General features: G+C 70.3%; 10 protein-coding genes. 4 read left to right on the top strand and 6 right to left on the bottom strand.

The genetic code is table 11. The features are described from left to right. Positions 1 to 7: 7 nt before the first annotated feature. Complete coding sequence (locus LRS10_RS01295; protein ID WP_257835675.1) at positions 8 to 2,914, top strand: bifunctional [glutamine synthetase] adenylyltransferase/[glutamine synthetase]-adenylyl-L-tyrosine phosphorylase; 2,907 nt, start codon at positions 8 to 10, stop codon at positions 2,912 to 2,914. Between the two features lie 32 nt (positions 2,915 to 2,946). On the opposite strand, the gene LRS10_RS01290 is transcribed toward LRS10_RS01295, so the two are convergent. The 3 genes from LRS10_RS01290 to LRS10_RS01280 form a co-directional block, all read right to left on the bottom strand. Next, positions 2,947 to 4,788 (bottom strand): ATP-binding protein, encoded by a 1,842-nt coding sequence (locus LRS10_RS01290; RefSeq protein WP_308237887.1) that lies wholly within the window; start codon positions 4,786 to 4,788, stop codon positions 2,947 to 2,949. 108 nt (positions 4,789 to 4,896) lie between these two features. Beyond that, positions 4,897 to 7,515: an aminopeptidase N gene (pepN, locus tag LRS10_RS01285; protein WP_257835674.1), complete on the bottom strand. Its 2,619-nt coding sequence runs from the start codon at positions 7,513 to 7,515 to the stop codon at positions 4,897 to 4,899. 47 nt (positions 7,516 to 7,562) lie between these two features. Beyond that, positions 7,563 to 7,826, bottom strand: a complete 264-nt coding sequence (locus LRS10_RS01280; RefSeq protein ID WP_257835673.1) for a hypothetical protein — start codon at positions 7,824 to 7,826, stop codon at positions 7,563 to 7,565. 124 nt (positions 7,827 to 7,950) lie between these two features. Between LRS10_RS01280 and LRS10_RS01275 the strand changes: the two genes are divergently transcribed. The 3 genes from LRS10_RS01275 (at position 7,951) to LRS10_RS01265 (ending at position 10,700) form a co-directional block, all read left to right on the top strand. Next, complete coding sequence (locus LRS10_RS01275; protein ID WP_257835672.1) at positions 7,951 to 8,151, top strand: hypothetical protein; 201 nt, start codon at positions 7,951 to 7,953, stop codon at positions 8,149 to 8,151. A gap of 127 nt (positions 8,152 to 8,278) precedes the next feature. Beyond that, entirely contained in the window at positions 8,279 to 9,394 is a 1,116-nt protein-coding gene (locus LRS10_RS01270; protein WP_257835671.1) for an acyl-CoA dehydrogenase family protein, read from the top strand. Positions 9,395 to 9,473: 79 nt separating this feature from the next. Next, positions 9,474 to 10,700 carry an acyl-CoA dehydrogenase family protein gene (locus LRS10_RS01265; protein ID WP_257835670.1) on the top strand — a complete coding sequence of 409 codons (1,227 nt, stop codon included), beginning with the start codon at positions 9,474 to 9,476 and terminating at the stop codon, positions 10,698 to 10,700. 59 nt (positions 10,701 to 10,759) lie between these two features. Here the strand turns inward: LRS10_RS01265 and LRS10_RS01260 are convergent, their stop codons facing one another. The 3 genes from LRS10_RS01260 to LRS10_RS01250 all read right to left on the bottom strand — a co-directional run bounded on the left by LRS10_RS01260 (position 10,760) and on the right by LRS10_RS01250 (position 13,921). Continuing rightward, complete coding sequence (locus LRS10_RS01260; RefSeq protein ID WP_257835669.1) at positions 10,760 to 11,977, bottom strand: glycosyltransferase; 1,218 nt, start codon at positions 11,975 to 11,977, stop codon at positions 10,760 to 10,762. A gap of 91 nt (positions 11,978 to 12,068) precedes the next feature. After that, on the bottom strand, positions 12,069 to 12,488 hold the full coding sequence (locus tag LRS10_RS01255; protein WP_257835668.1) for a CBS domain-containing protein: 420 nt from the start codon (positions 12,486 to 12,488) through the stop codon (positions 12,069 to 12,071). Between the two features lie 62 nt (positions 12,489 to 12,550). Beyond that, positions 12,551 to 13,921, bottom strand: coding sequence for an amidase (locus LRS10_RS01250; protein ID WP_308238003.1), 1,371 nt, complete (start codon positions 13,919 to 13,921; stop codon positions 12,551 to 12,553). Positions 13,922 to 14,149: the final 228 nt, after the last annotated feature.

Genomic DNA, 14,149 nt, shown 5'->3' with positions numbered 1-14,149 from the left:
ACGCCGGATGACCGCGGGCAAGACCGAAAAGCTGGGCCATGGGCTGACGCCGTGCGGGCCCGTCGCCGACGCCAAGGCCGCGGAGCGCGCGCGGGAGATCATCGCCGACAGCGCCTGGACGCCCGCGATGGAGCAGGCCTGGCCGGCGCTGGCGCCGGTGTTCGGGGCCGCCCCCTACCTCGCCGGGTTGGCCCGCCGGGACGCCAAGCGGCTGGGCGCGCTGCTGGACAGCGATCCGGACGCGCGGCTGGAAGACCTGCTGGCCCGGACGGCGGCGGTCGCCGAGCTCCTGCCCGACCAGGCGATGGCGCCGCTTCGGCTGCTGAAGCAGGAACTGCACCTGCTGACGGCGCTGGCCGACCTGGGCGGGCTCTGGGACCTGGACCAGGTGACGGGCGCCCTGACGCGGTTCGCCGACGCCGCGGTGACGGCGGCGCTTTGGTCGGCGGCGCGGGGTGAGCAGGAATCCGGGCGCTTGGCGAAGCTGGGGGAGGGCGCGGGCGGCCCGGCGCCGGGCTGGTTCTGCATCGCCATGGGCAAGCAGGGCGCCTTCGAGCTGAACTACTCGAGCGACATCGACGTCTCGGTCTTTTTCGATCCGGAGCCGATGGCCGAGGTGTTGGCGCAGGACGTCGAGCCCCAGGCCTTCGCGGTGCGGCTGACGCACCGAGTATCGGACCTGATGCAGGCCAAGACGGCGGACGGCTACGTCTTCCGGATGGACCTGAGGCTGCGCCCCGACCCGGCCTCGACCCCTCCGGCGGTGCCGGTCCCGGCCGCGCTCGAGTACTACGAGACTGTCGGCCAGAACTGGGAGCGGGCGGCCTTCATCAAGGCCCGGCCATGCGCCGGCGACATCCCGGCCGCCAAGGCGTTCCTGGCGGAGCTGGTCCCTTACATCTGGCGGAAGAACCTCGACTTCGCCGCCATCGCCGACATCCATTCGATCAAACGGCAGATCCACGCGCACAAGGTGGACGAGCGGGTCTCGGCCAAGGGGGTCGACCTGAAGCTGGGGCGGGGCGGCATCCGCGAGATCGAATTCTATGTTCAGACCCAGCAGCTGATCCTGGGCGGCCGGCATCCGGAGCTGCGCAGCCCAAGGACGCTGGACGCCCTGGCGGCGCTGGCCGAGGCCGGCCACGTCACGCCCGAGGCGGCGACGGAGCTCACCCAGTCCTACAAGACGCTGCGGGCGGTGGAGCACCGCATCCAGATGCTGGCCGACGAGCAGACCCATCGCCTGCCGGAGAGCGACCCGGAGCGGCGGCGCGTGGCGGCGCTGTCGGGCTACGACCGGCTTCAGAGCTTCGATGCGGCCATCACCCGGATCCTCAAGGGCGTGAACGCCCGCTACGGCGAGCTGTTCGCCGAGGAGGAGCCGCTGTCGTCGAAGTTCGGAAGCCTGGTCTTCACTGGCGTCGACGACGATCCGGAGACGCTGGCCACGATCCAGCGGATGGGCTTTTCCAACCCCGCGCGCGTTTCGCAGACCATCCGCGGCTGGCACCACGGCCACATTCCGGCGACGCGCACGGAGCGGGGCCGGGAGCTGTTCACGCGGCTCGCGCCGAAGCTGCTGGAAGCGGCCCAGGCCACGGGCGCGCCGGACGCGGCCTTCAATCGTTTCCAGGACTTCTTCGCCGGCATCTCGACGGGCGTGCAGCTGCAGTCGCTGTTCCTGGCCCAGCCCAGGCTGTTCGAGCTGATCGTGCAGGTGATGGCCTTCGCGCCGCGGCTGGCCTCGACCCTGGCGCGGAGACCGGCGGCGATCGACGCCATGCTCGACCCGGCCTTCTTCGAGCCCATCGACGTCGCCGAGGACGAGGCGGTGATGGCGAGCGCGGTGCGTCGGGCCGGGGGCTTCGAGGCGGCCATGGACGTGGTGCGCCGCATTCACCGCGAGCAGGCCTTCCGGGTGGGCGTCCAGGTGATGAGCGGGGCGGCCAGCGCGGAGGTGGCCGGCAAGGCCTTCGCCGACCTGGCCGACGTCTGCATCCGCACCCTCGCGCCGCCGTCGCTGGCCGAAGCCGAGCGGCTGGGCGGAGCCTTCGGCGGCGACGCAGCGGTGGTGGCGCTGGGCAAGTGCGGCTCGCGCGAGATGAGCGCGAGTTCGGACCTCGACCTCATGACCCTCTACCGCGCCGCCGACCCGGCGGGCATGTCCGAGGTGAAGGGCTGGGACGCCTCGACCTTCTACGGCCGGTTCACCCAGCGGCTGATCGCGGCGCTGTCGTCGCCCACGGCCGAAGGCACGCTGTACGAGGTGGACATGCAGCTCCGCCCCTCCGGCACCAAGGGGCCGGTCGCGGTCTCGATGGCGGCCTTCCAACCCTATTACCAGGGGGAGGCGGAGACGTGGGAGCTGCTGGCCCTGACGCGGGCCCGGGTGGTTTGGGCGAGCTCCGAGGCCTTCGCCGCCGAAGCGGAGGCGGCGATCGGGGACGCTCTGCGCCGGCCGAGGGACCGCGCAGCCACGGCCAAGGACGTGCGCGAGATGCGGGCGCTGCTGGAGCGTGAGCGGCCGCCGAAGGGCGACTGGGACCTGAAGCTCTCGCCCGGCGGCTTGGTGGATATCGAGTTCGCCGCCCAGTTCCTGCAGCTCAGCCACGCCGCGGAGGGCGGGCCCCTGTCGCCCAACACCGCCGAGGCGCTGACGGCGTTCCGAGAGCTGAGGCTGGCCGAGGCCGAGCCGCTGGACGCGCTGATCGACGCCTGGCGACTGCAGCAGGACCTGACCCAACTCCTGAAAGTGGCGCTGGAAGAGAACGCCGACCCGAGCGAAGAGCCGAAGGCGTTCAGGGCGCTGCTGGCGCGCGCCGGCGGGGTGCGCGAGTTCCGCGGCCTGAAGAAGAAGCTCGGCGAGGCGCAGGCGCGGGCGCGGAAGGCGTACCAGGCGGTGGTGAAAGGCTAGCCTGGTCCTTCTCGCCCAGGGGCGAAGGGGACTTATGCCGCGTAGGCCGTCGCGCTCTGGCGCACGGGGAGGCTGAAACTGGCGGTGGCGCCCTGGCCGATGCCGCCGCTCTTCAGGTCCAGCAGGCCGCCGTGCATCTCGACGAAGGCCTTGGTGAGCGCCAGGCCGAGGCCCGTGCCCTGCTGAGTCTTGGCGTGCTGGGTCTCGACCTGTTCGAACGGCCGGGCGAGGCGCTCCAGGTCCTCGGGCGAGATGCCGATGCCAGTGTCGATGACGCTGATCCGGACGCGTTCGCCCAGCGGATCGTCGCGGCGGTCGGCGCGCAGCGTGACGCGGCCGCCGCGGGGCGTGAACTTGATGGCGTTGGAGAGCAGGTTCAGCAGCACCTGTTTCACCGCACGGTAGTCGGCCTCGACGTCCGGCAGTTCGACGAAGTCGAGGATCAGGGTCAGGCCTGCGCTCTCGGCGCGGTTGCGGACCAGGCGCAGGGCGTCCTCGGCGATTTCCTCCAGCGAGCAGGGTTCGAACCGCAGGCTCATCTTGCCGGCCTCGATCTTCGACATGTCGAGGATGTCGTTGATCAAGGCGAGCAGGTGCTGGCCGGAATTGAGGATGTCGCGGCAGTAGTCCCGGTAGCGGGCGTCGCCGAGCGGGCCGTACATCTCGGCCACCATGATCTCGGAGAACCCGTTGATGGCGTTGAGCGGCGTGCGCAGCTCGTGGCTCATGTTGGCCAGGAACTCGGACTTGGCCTGGCTGGCGCCCTCGGCGCAAATCTTTTCGGCCTCGTACTTGCGGGCGAGCTCGGAGAGCTGTTCCTGGCTGCGCTCCAGCGTGACCACGACACGGCGCAGTTCCTCTTCCTTCAGCCGGCGGGCCTCTTCCTGGGCCTTCAGCACCGTGATGTCGGCGGCGGTGACGACGAGGCCGCCCTCGGCGGTGGGGCGCTCGGAGATCTGCACCCACCGGCCGTCGGAGAGCTCGGCCTCGCGGACGCCGCGACGGCCGCCCGGCGCGGGATATTCCTGGCGGATCGCCGCCCGGGCCGCGCGTTCCACCTGCTCCCGGCTGACGCCGGTGGCAAGCAGAACCGGCTCCAGCTTGAAGTAGTCGCGATAGTTGTGGTTGCACATCAGGAGGCGGCCGTGGCGGTCCCACAGGACGAAGGCTTCGGACACGCTCTCGATGGCGTCGCGCAGGCGGCTTTCAGCCTGCTGGGCGCGGGCTTGGGCCAGCCGCTCCTCGGTGACGTCGAGGGCGACGCCGATGATCCGGGCGTAGCCCCCCTCAGGCGCGTCGCCGAAGCCACGGCCGCGGGCGTCGATCCACACCGGGCGGCCGCCGGCGGGGCTGGGCACCCGGAAGCTGACGTCGAAGTCGCCGTAGATGGCGGCGTTGGCCAGTGCTTCCCGCAGGCCGTCGCGGTGGCCGGGAGAGACCCGGTCCAGCACCGCCTGGCCGTCCACGACGCCACCGCGCCAGCCGAACAGCGCGGCGGTGACTTCGGACATGAAGATGCGGTCGGCGGTGAGGTCCCACTCCCAGATCCCGCAGCGGGCGGCCTCCACGGCCATGCGGAAGCGCTGTTCGGAATCGCTGAAGGCGGCGTGGGCCCGTTCGACCCGGCGTGACTCGATCAGCAGCAGACCGCCGAGGGCGAAGGCGACGACCAGCGGCGCCGCCAACCAGGCGAACTGCTCCTCGGCGCTCTGGGGCCCGCCCTGCAGCCGGAAGAGGGCGAAGACGGTGTAGACCGCCAAGAGCAGCAGGGCCGAGAGGATGCCGATGCGGATGAAGCGCTGGGTCGGCGGGCGCGCAGGCGCGAGCTCGGCCGGCCGCCGCTCCTCCGCCGCCTTACGCGCCCCTCCGAACAAGGCCTGAGGCTCCATCCCCGACGCCGGCCCACCCCGGCGCAAATCAGGAGTCTAAGCGAAGTCGAGTCGCAGCGTAACCGTGGCGGATCGACTCGGCTTCGCTGTGGATCAACCCTCGAGGGCCCGGGTGGCCAGCTCGTAGACGTTCTTCGACAGACCGTCCTTGGCGGCGATGCGGGCGAGTTCGGCCTTCATCCGTTCGCCGAGTTCGGGCCGGTAGCGGCGCCAGCCGCCGAGCGGGTCCACCAAGCGCGCGGCGGTCATCGGGTTGAACCCGTCGACGGCCAGAATCTGGTCTGCGAGGAAACGGTAGCCCGCGCCGCTCGGGTCGTGGAACCGCGCCGGGTTGAAATTGGCGAACGTCGAGACCAGCGCACGGAGGCGGTTCGGGTTCTTGGCGTCGAACGCCGGGTGGGCGGTGAGGCCCAGGACGCGGCCCAGCGCCCCTTCCGACGGATCGCGTCCCTGGATGGCGAACCATTTGTCGACGACGAGGGGTTCGGATTTCCAGCGCTCGTAGAAATGTGCGAGCGCCTCATCGAACGCTTCGCCGCCGATTTGCATGAGGGCGGAGAGCCCGCCCATGGCATCGGTCATGTTGCCGGCGGCCTGGTAGTGGCCGACCGCCAGTTCGGCGATGTCGCTGCGCGGATTGGCGGCGAGGAGCTCCAGCGCCGCGTTGCGCAGCGCGCGGCGCCCCGCCCCGGCGGCGTCGGGCGTGAACTCGCCCAGGTCCTGCAACCCGGTGTGCAGCCGCCGCAGCTCCTGCTCCAGGTGCACCGACAGGCGCTCGCGCAGCGCCTCGCGGGCGTCGTGGATGGCCGCCGGATCGGCGGGCGTCATCTGCAGGGCGAGGTCGGGCTCGGACGGCAGGGCCAGCAGCAGGGCCTTGAAGGCGGCGTCGGAGGCCTGGTCGGCGAGCGCGCGGCCGACCGCCTCGGCGTAGCGCTCCTCGTTGACCTCGTCCGGCTGGCCGGCGGCGCGGCGGCGGATCAGGTCGGCGGCCAGCTCCTGGCCGGCTTCCCAGCGGTTGAAGAGGTCGGGGTCCGCGGCCAGCTGGACGTAGCGGTCCTTGGGCGGGGCGTCGGTCGTGAGCACGACGGGCGCCGAGAAGCCGCGGAGCGCCGAGACCACAGGGTCGCGGTCGACGCCGGTGAGGGTGACGCTGACCTTCGGCTGATCGAGGACGATGATGGTCTCGTCGACGGCCTTGCCGTCGCGCTCGAAGGCCTGGACGCGGCCGTCGAGGTCGAGGAGGCCGACGGTGACCGGGATCGGAAGGGCGCGCTTGGCCGGCTGGCCGGGCGTGGGCGGCGTCTCCTGGGCGAGGTCGAGCGTCACCGCGCGGGCGCCCTCGTCGTAGCGGGTCGTCAGCGTGACGCGCGGGGTGCCGGCCTGTTCGTACCAGGCGAAGAAGTCGGACAGGTCGCGTCCGCTCGCTTCCTCGAAGCAGCGGATGAATTCCTCGACGGTGGTGGCGTGACCGTCCCAGCGGTCGAAGTAGAGGTCCATGCCGGACCGGAAGGCGTCGGGGCCGATCAGGGTCCTGAGCATCCGGATGACCTCGGAGCCCTTCTCATAGATCGTGGCCGTATAGAAGTTGTCGATCTTCAGGTAGCTGGAGGGCCGGACCGGATGCGCGAGCGGGCCCTGGTCCTCCGCGAACTGGCGGGCGCGCAAGGCCTTCACATCCTTGATCCGCTGGACAGCCTCGCCGCGCATGTCGGCGGAGAAGCTCTGGTCGCGGAAGACCGTCAGGCCCTCCTTCAGGCACAGCTGGAACCAGTCGCGGCAGGTGATCCGGTCCCCGGTCCAGTTGTGGAAGTACTCGTGGGCCACGACGCTCTCGATGCGTTCGTAGTCCAGGTCGGTGGCGGTCTCCGGGTCGGCCAGCAACAGGGAGCTGTTGAAGATGTTCAGCCCCTTGTTCTCCATGGCGCCGAAGTTGAAGTCCCGGACGGCGACGATCATGAACAGGTCGAGGTCGTACTCGCGGCCGAAGGCGTCCTCATCCCACTTCATGGAGCGCTTCAGCGCGTCCATGGCGTAGGCGGCGCGGGGCGCCATGCCGGGGTCGACGTAGATCCTGAGGTCCACCGTGCGGCCACTCATCGTGATCAGCGCATCTTCCAGCACGTCCAGTTCGCCGGCGACCAGGGCAAAGAGGTAGCTGGGCTTGGGGAACGGGTCGTTCCAGACGGCGAAGTGCCGGCCGCCGGAGAGCTCGCCCTGTTCGACGAGGTTGCCGTTCGACAGAAGGCGCCGGAACGCCTGGTCGGCCTCCATGCGGACCGTGAAGCGGCTGAGCACGTCGGGCCGGTCGGGCCAGAAGGTGATGGTGCGGAACCCCTCGGCCTCGCACTGGGTGCAGAACCTGCCTCCGGACATGTAGAGGCCTGACAGCGCCTTGTTGTTCTCGGGGTCGATCTCGACCTCGGTTTCGAGGGTGAACGCGGCCGGCGGGTTGGGGATCGTCAGCCACTCGGCGTCGATCTCATGCTCGGCGGCCGACAGCACGCGGCCGTCGATAGCCACCGAGATCGGCTTCAGCCGCTCACCGTTGAAACGCAGCGGCTCGGCGTGGTCGCCGTTGCGGCGCACCGAGAGCCGCGCCTTCACCCGGGTGGCGTTGGGTGAAAGGTCGAAGGCGAGGAAGACCTCGTCCACGAGGTACGCGGGCGGGCGGTAGTCGGAAAGGCGGATGGGCTGGGGCGTCTCTGTGCGCATGAGGGCCATCTAGGCGTTGGAGTGCGGCGGCGCCAAGGCGCGCGCGTTCAGCGTGCGGCGGCGTGGGGCGGGCCGGGTCGTTGGCGGGAGCGGGGACACGGCCGTTCGGACCAGCGGCCATCCTGCTCACGGATGAGCAGGTAGCACTCCAGGCCCGAGGCCTGAGCCTCGGCGGCCAGCGCGCGGGCGTGGTCGATCGCGTGAACGCGGTAGGCATAGGCGGCGACCTTCAGCGCGTTGCGCTCCACCACCCACTTGTTGTCCCGCCACGCCACCATGATCTGCATGGCGGTCGGATTTGCGGCCCTCATTTGGTGGGCAACCGGCCATCGGCGGGCGAGGTTCCGTTTTTTTTCGAAGGGCAGGCGTCGTGAAGGCGACAGACGACGCCAGCCCGCGACCGCAGAAAGCCGCCGGGGCATCGGGGGCTTTAGAGTGGCGTCGTACCGGATCTACCGCCTGGATGGCGGCGGCCGTCTTGGCCTGGGCGAGACCTTCGAGGCGGAAAGCGATGGAGACGCCGTGGTCCGCGCCCAGGCGCTGCACCGCCACGGCGTGGCGTCGGAACTGTGGTCCGGCGGCCGGATGGTCGGCCGGTTCTCCAAGCTGGGCGTCTTCACTCGCGGGCCCGGCTGAGCCTGACGAAGATTTTGACCTCGCGGGATGACGCGAGGTCATACTTTTCAGGGCCTTCGCCACGCGTATGCTCCCCTTCCTAGAGAGGAAGCCGAGGCCGGAGATAACCGGCCGGATGGGGCCTTAGATGAATTTCGATTTTTCAGACGACCAGAAGTTCCTGAAGAGCGAGGCGCGCAAGTTCCTCGACGCGAACTGCACGACGCAGCGGGTCCGCAGGACGCTGGACGACGACGCCAAGCCTTATGACGAGGCCCTTTGGAAGCAGGTGGCCGAACAGGGCTGGCTGGGCGCCGCGATCCCTGAAGAGTACGGCGGCCTGGGCCTGGGCCATGTGGAGCTGTGCGCCATCGCCGAGGAGCTGGGCCGGGCCGTTGCGCCGATCCCGTTCGCGTCGACGGTCTATTTCCTGGCCGAGGCGGTGATGCTGGCGGGCTCGGACGAGCAGAAAAAGGCGCTGCTGCCGAAGATCGCGGCCGGCGAGGTGATCGGCGCGCTGGCGACCTCGGAAGGCCCCGGCCCGGTGACAGCGCAGAGCGTCCAGGCCAGCGTTTCGGGCGGCAAGCTCACGGGGACGAAGATCCCGGTCACCGACGGCGATATCGCGACCCACGCCGTGGTGCTGGCCAAGGAGGGCGGCAAGCCCGGCCTGTTCCTGGTGGACCTGTCCGCCGGCGGCGTGACCCGCGAGGCGCTGAAGACGCTGGACCCGACCCGCGACGCGGCGAAGCTGACGTTCGACGGCGCGGCCGCCGAGCGGCTGGGCCCGCAGGGCGAGGGCCTCTCGCTGCTGGAGCAGGTGCTGGACCGCGCGGCGGTGCTGATCGCCTTCGAACAGTGCGGCGGGGCCGACCGATGCCTCGAGATGGCCAAGGCCTACGCGCTGGAGCGCTACGCCTTCGGTCGGGTGATCGCGAGCTATCAGGCCATCAAGCACAAGCTGGCCGACATGTACGTGAAGAACGAGCTGGCCCGCTCGAACGCCTACTACGGCGCCTGGGCGCTCAACACCAACGCGCCCGAGCTGCCGGTGGCGGCCAGCGCGGCGCGGATCGCGGCGTCGGAGGCCTTCTGGTTCGGGTCGAAGGAGAACATCCAGACCCACGGCGGCATCGGCTTCACCTGGGAGGTGGACGCCCACCTCTACTACCGGCGCTCGCGCCAGCTTTCCCTCGTCGCGGGCGCGCCCCGCGTCTGGAAGGAGCGGCTGGTCAGCCACCTCGAACGCAGGAATGCCGCCTAACCGCCGCGGATGAACATGGGTTCCGGTTTGGCCTGCGCGCCCTCGGCGCTTCGTTGACCGGGATGACGGAGATTACGGAATGGACTTCAACGACAGCCCCGAAGAAGCCGCCTACCGCGCGCAGGTCCAGGCCTGGCTGAAGGACAACGCGCCCAAGAAGAACGCCGGCGGAGATCCCGAGGGTGGCGACACCATGGCCGCCTCGAAGGCCTGGCAGGCGAAGAAGGCGGCGGCCGGCTACGCCCAGATCACCTGGCCGAAGGAATGGGGCGGGCCGGGCGGCACGCCGATCCAGCAGGTGATCTTCAACCAGGAAGAGTCGAAGTATCCGATCCCGCCGAACCCGTTCCAGATCGGGCTCGGCATGTGCGTGCCGACGGTGATGACCTTCGCCGACGAGGACACGAAGAAGCGCTTTGTCGGGCCGGCGCTGCGGGGCGAGGAGATCTGGTGCCAGCTGTTCTCCGAGCCGGCCGGCGGCTCGGACGTGGCCGCGGCGCGAACGCGCGCCGTCCAGGCCACCGACGGCTCGGGCGACTGGATCATCGACGGCCAGAAGGTGTGGACGACGGGGGCCCAGTTCTCGAACTTCGGCATCGTGGTCACGCGGACCGACCCGGATGCGCCGAAGCACAAGGGCCTGACCATGTTCTGGGTCGACATGAGCGACCCGGGCATTGAGGTGCGGCCCATCCACCAGATGTCGGGCGGCTCGGGCTTCAACGAGGTGTTCTTCACCAACGTGCGGGTGAAGGACAGCCAGCGGCTGGGCGCGGTCAACGACGGCTGGAAGGTGAGCCTCGTCACTCTGATGAACGAGCGCCTGGCGGTGGGCGGCCCCACGGGCGCCGGCTGGAGCCAGTTCCTGGAAGCCGCGCGCGGCGTCGCGGGCCTGGACGGCGGTCCGGCGATCAAGGACCAGGCGCTGCGCGAGAAGCTGGCGGACTGGTACGTCCAGACCGAGGGCCTGAAGCACACCCGCAACCGGACGATCACCGCGCTGTCGCGCGGCCAGACGCCGGGGCCGGAGAGCTCGATCGGCAAGGTGGTGAGCGCCCTGCAGATGCAGGACCTGGCCAACAGCGCGGTCGAGATGATGGACCAGTATGGCGTGATCAATGACGAGAAGCTGCTGCCGCTGAAGGGCGCTTTCCACTGGTCGCTGATGTACGCGCCGGGCCTGCGGATCGCGGGCGGCACGGACGAGATCCTGAAGAACATCATCGCCGAGCGCGTGCTGGGCCTGCCCGGCGACATCCGGGTCGACAAGGACGTGCCCTTCAAGGACATGCCGACGGGGCGCTGAACCCCCGGCGGAAGGTGTGGCCTGATGGACCCCCGGGGCTTGCTCCGGGGGTTCTTTCCTTATGCGGTCAGGGCCAGCGGCGGCCGGGCGCGGCCCTGGACGAGGCCGCCGTAGAGGCGGGTGAGCGCCTCGAAGGTGGCGTCCCAGCCGTGGCGGGCCTCGGCGCGGCGTCGGGCTGCCCGGGAGATCTCGGCCAGGTCGCGGGCGAACAGCGCCTCGATGGCCGCAGCCAGGCCCTTCGCATCGACGGTCTCGGCCGGCTGGCCGACGGTCTCATCGATCAGCTCGCCGACGCCGCCCCGCTTGGAGCCCACGACCGGCAGGCCGGCGGCCATGGCCTCCAGCACCACCAGACCGAAGATCTCGTTCTCGTTAGCGTGCAGGCAGGCGTCGCAGGACGCGATGATCCCGGCGAGCTTCACCGGATCGCGCTCGTAGTCGAGGCAGATGACGCTGTCGGAGGGCGTCACGTCCTTGCCCGCGCCGACCAGCAGCAGCTTGTAAGGGCCGCCGAGGCGTTCCACCGCCTCGACCATGGAGTCGATGTTCTTCTCGCGCGCCGGACGGCCGGCGAAGACCAGCAGGCGGGTTTCGGCCGACAGGCCGAGACGCCGCAACAGCTTCGCGCGATCGCCGCGCACCGGGTCGAACAGCTCGGTATCGACGCCCAGCTGCTGGATGGACAGACGCTCGACGCCGGCGTCGGCCAGGCGGGCGGCCATGTGCTTGGAGGGCGCGACGACGTGGTCGAAGCGCTGATAGGCCTGGGCCCAGAAGTTGAAGGTGGGCTGCTCGGCCCACTCGCCGAAGTGTAGCGCGGCCAGTGCCGCGGCGTCGGTGTGGCAGAAGCCCACGACCGGCACACCCATCGCCTCTCCGGCCTCGAGCGCGGCGTGGCCGGGCACGAAGACGTCTCCGGCCTCGATGATGTCGGGCCGCAGGAGCGTCAACACCGTCTCCCACTTCGCCAGGCTGGCCGGCATGCGGTAGCCGTTCCCGAAGGGCAGGCGGGCGGCGGCGACGGTGACAATGCCGTCGGCCTCGGCATGGGTGCGGGCGCCGGGCACGACCAGGGAGTGCCGGATGTCGGGCCGGCGCTTCTCGAGCCAGGCCCGCTTGGCCATCAGGTAGCGTTTCACGCCCCCGGACTTCGGGGCGTACATCATGGTGGTGTCGAGCAGGTGGAAGCCGAGGTTCCCCTCGACGGCGGCCGCCGCCCCCGCCAGGGTGGCAGGCCGCACCTTCTCTGCCAGCCTCAGGGCGGTGGCTTCCGACACGCGGCCTGCCCTTCCATCGTTGATACTGTTGGACGCCGCCAGGAACAGGGCGGCCGAGCGCTCGCGACCACCCTCACGGGTCAGCTCGCGACTAGTGCCGGTTCGGCTCGCTGATCTCCTCCAGAGCTTGGCCAGTGGTCTTGTCCTTCCCTTGCTGGGCGATGTCGCCCAGGGACACGATGCCGACCAGGCGCTGGTCGTGGTCCAGAACGATAAGGCGCCGGACCTGAAGCTCGGCCATCTTATCGGCGGCCGCGGTGATGTCATCGTCCTCGTAGCAGTACTCGACGTCGGCGGTCATGACATCCGTCACGGGCGTGTCGAAGCTGCGCGCCTCGCTGACGGCGCGAATGACGATGTCGCGGTCGGTGACCATGCCCTGCACCTTGTCGCCGTCACAGACCGGGATCACGCCACTGTCGATCTCACGCATCTTGCGCGCCACGTCCTGGATGGTGTCCTGCGGACGGGCGGTCTCGACGTCGCGGGACATGATCTCATTGATGCGCATGGAGGGGCTCCGGGGTTGCAGGCTCGCGCCCATAACCCCGCAGCACGAACGAAGTTGCGCGATCAGCGGGGGTCGTAGGCGGCGGCGATGGCAGGCTGCTGAGCGACGCTCGTCAGGAAGTCGGGCTCGCGGCGGGCGCGGGACTGCAGTTCGTAGGCGTAGCCCAGGCCCAGCAGCCGGGCCTCGGACCAGGCCGGACCCAGGAACGACATGCCGACCGGCAGGCCGCCGGCCAAGCCCATCGGCACCGTCAGGTGCGGATAGCTCGAGACCGCCGGCAGGGTCGACGGAGAGCCGAAGAAGCGGCCGCCGTTCACCGGGTCGACGATGGAGGCCGGGCCGCCGCTGGGCGCGACGATGGCGACGACCTTGTTCTCGGCGAGCATCCTGTCGAGGGCATCGGCGGCGAGCTTCCGGGCCTCGGCGCGCTTGGCCTGCATGGCGGTGTCGGAAGCCGGCGGCGTCTTGGCCGACTGTTCGAAGATCTCCTGGCCGAAGAGGGCGAGTTCGCGCGGCTCGGCCGCGTTGAACGCGATGAGCGCATCGAGCGTGCGAGGCTTCACGGCTGGGGGCGTGCTGGCGAGATAGGCGTCGAGGGCGGCCTTGAACTCCCAGCGCAGGAGTTCGCCCTCCAGGCCGCCGATCCGCGCGAGTTCGGCGTCGGTGGGCCCCTTGATCTCGACCAGTTCGGCGCCCGCCGCCTCGAGGTCCTCGAGCGCCTTCTGGAAGGCGGCGTCGAGCACTGGGAGCTGGCCCTTGCCGCGGTTCCAGACGCCGATGCGCTGGCCCTTCAGCGCATCACGGTCGAGCGCCTTGAGGTAGTCGGCCTTGCGGGCGTCGGCCTGGGCCGTGGCGGCGTCGGCCGGGTCGGAACCGGCGATGACGGTGAGCACGGCGGCGGCGTCGGCGACGGTGCGGGTCATGGGGCCCGCGGTGTCCTGGGCGGGCGAGATCGGCACGATGAACGTCCGAGAGACCAAGCCGACCGTGGGCTTCAGGCCGACCACGCCGTTCATGGCCGCCGGGCAGGTGATCGAGCCGTCCGTCTCGGTGCCGATGGCGACCGCGCCGATGCCGGCGGCGATGGCCGCGCCCGAGCCCGAGGACGAGCCGCAGGCGGTGCGGTCCAGCGAATAGGGATTGCGGACGAGGCCGCCGACCGCGCTCCAGCCGCTGATCGAGCGGGTGGAACGGAAGTTGGCCCACTCCGAAAGGTTGGTCTTGCCCAGGATCACCGCCCCCGCGTCGGTGAGGCGCTTCACGATCGGGGCGTCGCGGCCGGTGACATTGTCGGCAAGCGCCAGGGAGCCGGCGGTGGTGGGCAGGCCGATGTCGGCCTCGATATTGTCCTTCAGCAGGACGGGCACGCCGTGCAGCGGGCCGCGGATCTTGCCGGCGGCGCGCTCGGCGTCGAACCGCCGAGCCTCGGTGATGGCGCGGGGGGCTGAGCGCCAGGACGCTGTTGAGCTTGGGCCCCGCGCGGTCGATCTCGGCGATGCGATCGAAGTAGGCGCGGACGAGCTGTTCGGAGGACACCCGGCCGTCCTTCATCGCCGCCTGCTGCTGGCCTGCGGAAGCGTAGGGGCTGAGCGGGCGCTGGGCGGCGGCGGGCGTCGAGAGGCCAAGCGCCAGGGCGGCAGCCAGGGTTGTGCGGATCATCG

The organism is Phenylobacterium sp. J426 (assembly GCF_024699945.1).
Taxonomy (GTDB): domain Bacteria; phylum Pseudomonadota; class Alphaproteobacteria; order Caulobacterales; family Caulobacteraceae; genus Phenylobacterium.
This window is presented reverse-complemented; position numbering and strand designations above follow the sequence as displayed.